Consider the following 2,349-nt stretch of genomic DNA (forward strand, 5'->3'; position numbering starts at 1 on the left):
CCCCCAGGACTTCCCCGCCACGGGCAGGAGGGCGGTGAAACCAAGACCACCCCCGCCCGCGGGTGGGAGGCAACCGTGGGGCGGAGGGAAGCGGAACATGAAACCGAGACCACCCCTGCTTCGTAGAAAACGCCGATTATGGACGTTTCTCGTCAGGCCAGGGCGGTCTCGGTTTCATTCGGCCCCCGAAACGGCAAGACAGGGGCGGTCTCGGTTTCATTCGGCCCCCGAAACGGCAAGACAGGGGCGGTCTCGGTTTCATTCGGCCCCCGAAACGGCAAGACAGGGGCGGCCCAGGTTTCAACCAACCCCCAAAACAGCACGACACGGGCGGCCCAGGTTTCAACCAGCCCCCAAAACAGCACGACAGGGGCGGCCCGGGTTTCATACGAAGCTGTTGGAGCAACGAAGCGGACGGGCGGGGGCCGACGCAACGGCCGCACTCGGCCGCGCGGTCGGCACGCGCCCCGCGGATCCATCACCTGGCGTGCCCATTGCCCTTGAGGCCCCTTGCCCTCTGGTGCCGTCGGTCGATGAAGTGTCACACTCACCCGGAATGCACACGCCTCTCACTTCTCACGGAGCCGCCCGCTCGTGTTCGCGGCGCGTTGAGGTCCTGAGACTCGCGAGATTGCTCGACACCCCCGCAGGAAGCTTGAGGCTCGCACACCGAAAGACAGGGGGCGTGTTTGCCCCCGCCGGGTCGGATCCATACACTTGGTGACTAACGCAAGAACTCCGACCCGCGCGCCGCCTCTTGACGCGCCGGTCGACGACAGGAAGCATGCTCATGGCCGACTACGGTTTTAATAGCAGTTCCCACGCGCAAACGCACGGGGACATGGAGGATGGGGGAGCTGCACTCTCTCGTTCCAACGATGCAACTCACCAGCTCAATAGCGCTCAAACGCAGACGCGGTGGCCAAGCGAGCCGGGGACACAGGAGTTCCGACAGAAAACCGTGGCGTTCTTCGATTCGGTCAACGACATGCTCACGGACGAGAAGGACATCTTCGATACCTTCCGCACGAATCTGTCGATCGCGGAGAAGGAGGCCGAGAACACCGAGGAGGGCAACGCGGCGGTGCTTGAGGCAATCAACCACGCCCTTCAGTCCGATCCGGCGGCAACCGCTGCGTCCTCCGCCCCGGCGGCTCCCAGCGCGTCGGGGACCAGCACGTCAGGTGCCGTTGCTTCGGCTCCCAGTGCGTCGGGCACTGGGGCTTCCCCCTCCGCCCCGGCTGCCCCGAGCGCGCAGCCTGCGGACGCGCCCGCCCCGGCCGGTCAGATGCCCGAGTTCTGAGCGACAGGAGAACGACGATCATGGTTTCTTCACCGATGTACGACCGAGTCATGACGTTCGCCGCGCAGGCGGACCACACGGAGGAGCTGAGCGCGTGGGACAGCGAGCACCGGCGCGTTCTGCGCGGCTTCGAGGATGCGATCGATCGGGTGCGACACTTCCAGCAGCACCAGGGCTTCACCGGGCAGACCGGGGATGCCCTGAAGGCGTGGGCGGATCAGACGGTTGCCCGACTGGAGTCCAAGCGGGACTACTACATGCGAGGAATCACCCACTACGTGGCGGCCCGACAGGCCGTCGCGCAGGCGAAGGCGGACGCGAGGCAGCTCTCCCCCACCCTCCTCGACGCCAAGACGGAGGCTCTGCGCAGCGCCGCCACGGTGTCGCTGCCCTTCGCGCCCGTGCTTGCGCCCGTTCCGGGGCTTGTCGCCTCGGCCGTGCTCGCGACCGGGGTGGCCTACGTCAACGCGGTGGAGGCCCAGGCGAACGCGCAGCGCGAGGCGGCCGCAGCCGAGATCCTCAAGCGCGTCAACGCCGCGACGGGCGAACTCGGCGGGGGCATGGGAGATCTGACGGAGGCAGGCCCCAACACCGATTACGGCAGCATCGATGTTCCTTCTGCTCCGCTTCCCCCGAGCACCAAGGAGAACCTCGGCCGAGGCCACGTCCAGTACTCGCCCCACGACGCGGGGGTCTACGGTCGCAGCGCCGCCGACGACTACGGGCGGGCCCCGCTGCGCTCCGACAAGTCCCTGTACCCGGACGGCTACGCCGATCCGGACACGGAGGAGGCGATGCGCAGGCGCGCGCTGGCCTCGCACCAGGTGGCCAGGCGCTACCTCCCGCCGGACGCGACGGGTTCCTACGACAGGCCGATCACGGATCCGCAGGACCTGATGGGCGTGGACCTGATGCACACGCGGGTGAACGCGAACCACCACCGCAACGGTTACGTGTGGGGCGGGCACGTTCCGGCCAGCCCCACCGACATCGATCATCCCCTGTGGCGCATCAACGGCGGCCCGGCCGCCGACGCGAGCACGGCG

2 protein-coding genes are annotated in these 2,349 nt (G+C 67.7%); both read left to right on the plus strand.

Annotation, left to right across the window (positions count from 1 at the left end; translation table 11 throughout):
* Window positions 1-961: 961 nt before the first annotated feature.
* Window positions 962-1,303, plus strand: a complete 342-nt coding sequence (locus HMPREF9006_RS04955; protein ID WP_232209832.1) for a hypothetical protein — start codon at window positions 962-964, stop codon at window positions 1,301-1,303.
* A gap of 20 nt (window positions 1,304-1,323) precedes the next feature.
* The coding region (locus HMPREF9006_RS10120; protein WP_009212465.1) for a hypothetical protein at window positions 1,324-2,349 on the plus strand (1,026 nt) is incomplete at its 3' end.

It is taken from the genome of Actinomyces sp. oral taxon 180 str. F0310 (genome assembly GCF_000185285.1).
GTDB lineage: Bacteria > Actinomycetota > Actinomycetes > Actinomycetales > Actinomycetaceae > Pauljensenia.